General features: G+C 70.9%; 6 protein-coding genes. 3 read left to right on the forward strand and 3 right to left on the reverse strand.

What is annotated here, in order from left to right; all coding sequences use genetic code 11:
* Positions 1-330: 330 nt before the first annotated feature.
* From AXW62_RS30555 to AXW62_RS30565, 3 genes are all read left to right on the forward strand, one after another.
* Positions 331-1,671, forward strand: coding sequence for an ABC transporter substrate-binding protein (locus tag AXW62_RS30555; RefSeq protein WP_060947369.1), 1,341 nt, complete (start codon positions 331-333; stop codon positions 1,669-1,671).
* A 272-nt stretch (positions 1,672-1,943) separates the two neighbouring features.
* Positions 1,944-2,759: a polysaccharide deacetylase family protein gene (locus tag AXW62_RS30560; protein WP_060947370.1), complete on the forward strand. Its 816-nt coding sequence runs from the start codon at positions 1,944-1,946 to the stop codon at positions 2,757-2,759.
* 222 nt (positions 2,760-2,981) lie between these two features.
* Complete coding sequence (locus AXW62_RS30565) at positions 2,982-4,202, forward strand: right-handed parallel beta-helix repeat-containing protein (protein WP_079115882.1); 1,221 nt, start codon at positions 2,982-2,984, stop codon at positions 4,200-4,202.
* Between the two features lie 132 nt (positions 4,203-4,334).
* On the opposite strand, the gene AXW62_RS30570 is transcribed toward AXW62_RS30565, so the two are convergent.
* From AXW62_RS30570 to AXW62_RS30580, 3 genes are all read right to left on the reverse strand, one after another.
* A complete protein-coding gene (locus AXW62_RS30570) occupies positions 4,335-5,315 on the reverse strand; it encodes an aldo/keto reductase (RefSeq protein WP_060947371.1) in 981 nt (326 codons plus the stop codon).
* Positions 5,316-5,387: 72 nt separating this feature from the next.
* Positions 5,388-6,068, reverse strand: a complete 681-nt coding sequence (locus AXW62_RS30575; RefSeq protein ID WP_102865647.1) for a response regulator transcription factor — start codon at positions 6,066-6,068, stop codon at positions 5,388-5,390.
* Positions 6,065-6,684: sensor histidine kinase (locus AXW62_RS30580; RefSeq protein ID WP_252368799.1), on the reverse strand; the 620-nt coding region annotated here is incomplete at its 5' end. The genes AXW62_RS30580 and AXW62_RS30575, both read right to left, overlap by 4 nt.

Below are 6,684 nucleotides of genomic sequence, written 5' to 3' on the forward strand. Positions count from 1 at the left end.
CCGTCGGCGGCCACTGCCGATCGCCCCCGCCGACACCGTCACCCGGCGCATCGTCACCGCCGTCGCCGACGGCCGCCTGGACCGCGCCGCCGCCGCCCGGATCGCGGGGCAGCTCTCCGGCAAGGGGGCCGCCGTATGAGCGGACGCGCACCGGGCGGAACGTCACGTCCCCGGCCCGGCCCGCGGACGACCGCCGTCCCCGGCCACGACGGCACGCCGCCCGGCGGCCGGTCACCGCACGGCACGCCGCCCGGCGGCCGGTCACCGCACGGCACGCCGCCCGGCGGCCGGTTACCGCAACCGAACCCACGAGGAGACGGATACCTGCCCATGAACCCACGCACCCGCAGAGCGCCCCGCGCCGCAGCCGCCCTGGCCGCCGTCCTCACCCTCGCCCTGACCGCCACCGCCTGCGGGGACGACGGCTCGTCCAGCGGCGAGGAGGGCTCCGGCAAGGGCACCATCACCTTCTGGGACAACAACGGCGGCCCCCGCACCAAGATCTGGAAGCGGATCATCGCCAGATTCGAGGACAGGTACCCCGACATCACGGTGAAGTACGTCCCGATCCCGATCACCCATGTGCAGTCGAAGTACGACACCGCCATCCAGAGCGGCGGTGACAGCCTGCCCGACGTCGGCGGCGTGGGCACCGCCTATCTGGCCAACCTGGTCGCCCAGGGCGCTCTCGACCCGGTGACCGACCGCATCGACGACAGCGCCCTCAAGGGCAAGCTGATCGAGAACATGGTCGAGAGCGTCCGCGCGGCCGGCGGTGACGACGAGGAGCTGTACTCCGTCCCGACCTCCGCCAACCAGGGCACCCTCTGGTACCGCACCGACCTCTTCGCGGCGGCGAAGCTCCCGGCGCCCGACACCTGGGAGCACTTCTACAAGGCCGCCGACGAGCTGACCGACAGGGGCGCGAACAGGTTCGGGTTCACCCTGCGCGGTGGTGCGGGCTCGATCGCCCAGGCGCTGGAGATGATGTACGCCCAGTCCGGTATCCCGTCCTTCTGGAAGGGCGACACGACCACGCTCAACGACCCGGAGAACGTCGCGGCGCTGGAGAAGTACGTCGCCCTCTTCAAGAAGGTGACGCCCGCCGCGGACCTCAACAACGACTTCGCCAAGATGGTCGCCCAGTTCGACCAGGGCGACATCGGGATGCTGCAACACAACCTCGGCAGCTATGCCGACCACGTACGGCTGCTCGGCAAGGACAAGATCGCGGGCATACCGCTGCCGCCCTCCCGGGCCGGGGCGGCGCGCATCATCGTCTCCCACCCGGTCGACGGCCTCGGGCTCTTCAAGGCGAGCAAGAACAAGGCGGCGGCCTGGAAGTTCATCGAGTTCGCGGCCTCCCCGGAGATGAACAGCCTGTGGAACGAGGACGTCGGCGCGATCCCCGCCAACGTCGGCGCCTCGGACGACGACTGGATCGCCAAGGCCCCGCCGACCAAGGCCGCCCTGGAGTCGCTCAACGATCCGCGGACCAAGGTCGTCCAGCTGCCGTACTACCTCCCGGACTGGAACAACATCAGCAAGGCCGACAACGAGCCCAGCTTCCAGAAGGTGCTGCTCGGCCGGATGACCGCCAAGGCGTTCTGCGACCAGGTCGCCAAGGAGCTCAACGCGGCGCAGGCGGACTGGAAGAAGCACCGGGGCTGACCGCGGCGCGCGTCTGCCCGTTTCCCGGTTTCCCCTCTCCCCCCTCTTTTCAGGAGCCGCCATGTCCGGACGCCATGCCCGCGTAGCCGCCGTACTCGGCTGCGCCTCGCTCGCCGGCCTCCCTTCCTATGAACCCCCTATGAACTGCGTGTATACGCGTTGTGTAGGGTGCTTCTCGCTGTGTTCCGTCAACTTTGCGCATATGTAGGTCTGTTGACGGCATGGTGACCACTACACACCACAACGGGGATTACAGGAACTCGGTGACTTCAATGGGGCGAAAAGGTCGCATATCCGGGCTGCTCGCGGGTGCCGTCTGTCTGACGCTGGGTCTCACCGGCTGCGGCGCCTCCTACGACACCACATCGCCGCGCAGCGCACGGGAGCACGCGGCGTCGGAGGCGGCGGAGCCGGAGGGGGCGGCGACGGAGGCGGCGGCGCCGAACCGGGCGAAGCAGGGCGGCGGGGCCGACCCGGTCGACTGCGCCGTCGCCAAATGCGTCGCCCTCACCTTCGACGCGGGGCCCAGCGAGAACACGCCCCGGCTGCTGGACATCCTCAAGCGTGAGCACGCCCACGCGACCTTCTTCATGCTCGGCAAGAACCACATCGTCAAACACCCCGATCTGGTGCACCGCATCGCCGACGAGGGGCATGAACTCGCCAATCACACCTGGTCGCACAAGATCCTGACCAAGACCGACTCCGATGAGGTCCGCACGGAGATCAGCCGCGTCCAGGACGCCGTCGCCGAGCTCACCGGGAGCAAGCCGCTGCTGATGCGGCCGCCGCAGGGGCGCACCGATGAGCGGGTCTCCAAGATCTGCCGTGAGCTGGGCGTGGCACAGGTGCTGTGGAGCGTGACGGCGAAGGACTACCAGACGACCGACTCCGCGCTGATCCGGAAGCGGGTGCTGGACCAGACGAAGCGCGACGGGATCATCCTGCTGCACGACATCTACAAGGGCACGGTGCCGGCGGTGCCGGGAATCCTGGCGGACCTGAAGAAGGAGGGCTACACCGTGGTGACGGTCTCCCAGCTGATGGCCCCCGCCACCCCGGAGCCGGGCAAGGTCTATCGCCCATGAGGCATATGACACAACAGATCGACGCGATCTTTGTCTTTCTCAAACAACCTCGGCCACAGAATGATCAAGAGTTGTCGCAAGCTATCGCGCGGCGATCGGGATTTCGTAGTCTAAGAATCCTTGGGAGCGCGGCAACCTAATCTGGACCGGCGGCGACTACGACATGGAGCGGGCCGGTCCGGTGCCTCCGGCTCGTTCTCTCGACGCGGAACAGGAGTTGCCATGGGGCTGAGGCGCAAACGGGGCCGCCACCGCCGCCGTAAGGATCGCACGCTGCCGCTGGGCAGCGCCGTGATTGTGGCGTCGGCCGTGGCCGGGGTGTATCTGACGGCTTCGCCGGAGGGCGCGAGCGCCGTGCCCACCACCGTGTACGTGGCCACTCATGGCAGCGACTCCAACACCGGCACGCTCAACTCCCCGTACCGCACCCTGGAAAAGGCGTTCTCCTCCGCCAAGGCGGGCACCGTGATCAAGGTGCGCGGCGGCACCTACTACCCGTCCAGAACGCTGCGCAGCTCCGTCAGCGGCACCGCTCGCGAACCCGTCCAACTGCGGCCGTACGGGGCGGAGAAGGTCAGCATCGACGGCTCCAGACTGGGCGAGGGCGCCTCCCTGCTCTCGCTCAGCGCCGACTACTGGACGGTCTCCGGGATAGAGCTGCGCAACGCCCCGGGCGGCGGCCTGGTCTGCACCTCCTGCGCGAAGAACGTCTTCCAGAACCTCAGCACCCACGGCAACGGCGACACCGGACTCACCCTCCGCGGTGACAACACCCACGACAACGTCATCCGGAATGTGGACTCCTACGGCAACCACGACGACGCCACCGGCGGCCAGCGGGCCGACGGCATAGCCATCACCCATGGCTCCGGCACCGGCAACGTGGTCACCGGATCCCGGCTGTTCCACAACAGCGACGACGGCCTCGACCTGTGGATGTGGGCGAGCCCGGTCACCATCGAGCACTCCTGGGCCTTCGGGAACGGCCGGAACCGCTGGCACATCCCCTACTTCAAGGGCAACGGCAGCGGCTTCCAGCTCGGCGCCGACCGCCCGCACGCCCCCTCGCCCGCCCATGTCGTACGGTCCTCCGCTGCCTGGGACAACTCCAAGGCCGGCTTCGACGCGGGCGGCAACACCGGGGCCCTCCGGCTCCAGCGCACCACCGCCTTCGCCAACTGGGACAAGGGGTACTCCGTCGCCGGGTCCCGCGCCCTCCTCACCCGCAACCTCGCGGTCTCCAACGGCCGTGGCAGCGCCGACACCGGACGCCTGGCCGTCTCCCGGGACAACAACTGGTCGCCGGGCGGCCCGGCCACCCCGCCGCTGGTCACCACCGACCCCACCACCGCCCTCGGCACCCGGCGGGAGAACGGCGCGCTGCCGGTCACCAGCTTCCTGGTGGTCATGGACCGCACCGCGATCGGCTCGACGATGGACTGACTTACGGCGCCGGCCGCCGTGCGTCGCACGGCGGCCGGCCCCGTAACCCGGGAAACGGGAAACGGGGAATACCGGAAAGCGGCTGCTCACCTTGAGGCGGTCGGCCCCCGCCCGCGCGGCCGTCCCGCCCCGTCAGCCGTGGCCCATGACGGGGCGCGGGCGGTAGGGGGCCTCCAGACGGGCCACCTCCTCCTCGTCCAGCGTCAGCCCGACCGCCGCGACCGCGTCGTCCAGATGGCCCGTCCTGGTGGCCCCGACGATCGGCGCGGTGACCGCGGGCCTGCCGAGCAGCCACGCCAGCGCGACCTGTGCGGGGGACACCCCGCGCTCCTCGGCGACCGCGCGGACGGCGTCCACGATGGCGAACTCCGCGTCCGCGTACCACTTCTCCACCAGCGGATCGTTGCCCGCCCGGACCGTCGGCCCGGTGCGGTCCCGGTCGCGGGTGCCGGCCAGCAGCCCGCGCGCCAGCGGGCTCCAGGGAATGACGCCCACGCCCTGGTCCAGGCAGAGCGGGTTCATCTCCCGCTCCTCCTCCCGGTACAGCAGGTTGTAGTGGTTCTGCATCGAGACGAACCGGGTCCAGCCGTGCGCCTCGGCCGCGTGCTGGGCCTTGGCGAACTGCCAGGCGAACATGGAGGACGCGCCGATGTACCGGGCCTTCCCGGCCCGCACCACGTCGTGGAGCGCCTCCATCGTCTCCTCGACCGGGGTCTCGGGGTCGAAGCGGTGGATCTGGTACAGGTCCACGTGGTCGGTGCCCAGCCGCCGCAGCGAGGCGTCGATGCCCGCCAGGACGTGCTTACGGGACAGCCCCCGGTCATTGGGTCCCTCGCCCATCGGGGAGTAGACCTTCGTGGCGAGGACGTAGTCGTCGCGGCGGGGGAAGAACTCCCGCAGCAGCTCCCCGGTGATCTCCTCGCTGCGGCCCATCGCGTACATGTCGGCGGTGTCGAAGAAGGTCACCCCGCCCTCCACCGCACGCCGCACGATCGGCCGCGCGTCGTCGATGTCCAGCTGCCAGGGGCGGTACTCGGGGCTGCCGTAGCTCATCATGCCCAGGCAGATCCGCGACACCTTGATGCCCGAGGCGCCCAGCCGTGCGTACTCCATGCGTCTGCTCCTCCTGCCTCTCCGCCCCCGCCGGCCCGACCCGTCCCAGCAGACCATCCCGGCCGCCGGATGTCAGCCCGGCGTCACGAAACCGCTCTCGTACGCGGCGATCACCGCCTGGGTGCGGTCCCGCACCCCGAGCTTGGTGAGCACCGCCCCCACATGCGTCTTGACGGTGGCCGGTCCCACCGCCATCCGGGCGGCGATCTCGGAGTTGGACAGCCCGTCGGCCATCAGCCGCAGCACCGCGGCCTCCCGCTCGGAGAGCCGGTCGTGCAGCGCCCGGGCCGCCGCGTTCCGCTCCGGCGCGCGGGCACCGGCGTGCTCGGCGGCCAGCGCCCGCACCGCGGCCGGGAACAGCAGCGAGTCGCTGCGCGCCACCAGCCGCACCGCCTGCACCAGGTCCTCCGCGCGGGACCGTTTGAGCAGGAAGCCGCTGGCCCCGGCGCGCAGCGCGTCGTACACGTAGGCGTCGTTCTCGAACGTCGTCACCACGATGACGCGCGGCGGCTCCGACCCGGTGCCCAGGATCCGCTCGGTGGCGCGGATGCCGTCGACATCGGGCATCCGGACGTCCATCAGCACGACGTCCGGGCGCAGCTCACGGACCAGGGGCACGGCCTCGGCACCGGTCCCGGCCTCGCCGACGACCTCCAGGTCCGGTTCGCTGGAGAGGATCGCGCGCAGCGCGGTGCGCACCATCCGCTCGTCGTCCACGAGCACGATGCGCAGAGGGGCGGGCGGGGCGCTCACCGGGACGCCTCCACAGGGAGCCGGACCGTCAGCCGCCAGACGCCGTCCACGGTGTCCCACGCACAGGTGCCGCGGAGCAGCGTGGCCCGCTCGGTGATACCGCGCAGACCGCGTCCGCCGCCGGGGCGCCGCGCCCTGGCGGCTCCGTTCACCGGGTTCTCCATTGTGATCTCCACCTTCTTCCGGTCCTCGGCGATCCGGAGCCGCACCGGCACCCGGCCCGCGTGGCGCAGCGCGTTGCTGAGCCCCTCCTGGACGATGCGGTACGCCTCGCGGGAGACGACGGACGGCAGCCGGTCCAGGGTGTCCGGGGCCGTCAGCTCGACCGTGACACCCGCGGCCCGGGTGCGGGCCAGCAGCCCGTCCAGGTCCCTGAGGGTGGGGGAGGGGGCGGCGGCCGGACGGTCCTCCCCCTCCCGCAACAGGCCCAGCACGCTGTCGAGTTCGCCGACTGCGTCCCGGGTGGTCTCCTCGATGGCCGCCAGCGCCTCCCGGGCGAACTCCGGGTCGGTGTCCAGGACCTTGCGGGCCGCGCTCGCCTGGAGGGTCACCGCGCTCAGCGCGTGGCCGACCGAGTCGTGCAGCTCGCGGGCGAGCCGGTTGCGGGAGGCGAGCC

It is taken from the genome of Streptomyces hygroscopicus subsp. hygroscopicus (assembly GCF_001553455.1).
In the GTDB taxonomy this organism is placed as follows: domain Bacteria; phylum Actinomycetota; class Actinomycetes; order Streptomycetales; family Streptomycetaceae; genus Streptomyces; species Streptomyces hygroscopicus.